The 203-nt window shown below is 54.7% G+C and carries 1 protein-coding gene; it reads right to left on the bottom strand.

The genetic code is table 11. The features are described from left to right. Window positions 1-191 (bottom strand): hypothetical protein (locus tag AAC147_RS11290; RefSeq protein WP_369793203.1); only part of this gene is annotated, 191 nt, incomplete at its 3' end. Between the last annotated feature and the right edge of the window lie 12 nt (window positions 192-203).

The following is a 203-nucleotide window of genomic DNA, read 5'->3' as shown; positions in this document are numbered from 1 at the left end:
AAATAATCCGGCTGTAGCAAGGTTTTTTCCGGGATCAACAGGATACGCGCCCCATGCACCAGGCCCGCCCAGATCTCCCAGGTGGCAGCATCAAATGAAACATTGGCGCAGTGGGCGATACAGTCATCCGGCCCGATATCGGCAAAGCCATTATTGACAATCAGACGGAGCACATTGCGGTGCTCGACCATCACCCCTTTAGG

It is taken from the genome of Xenorhabdus sp. NBAII XenSa04, assembly GCF_963866145.1.
Classification (GTDB): domain Bacteria; phylum Pseudomonadota; class Gammaproteobacteria; order Enterobacterales; family Enterobacteriaceae; genus Xenorhabdus; species Xenorhabdus indica.
The sequence above is the reverse complement of the archived record's forward strand: the minus strand, read 5'-3'. Positions and strand labels throughout refer to the sequence as shown.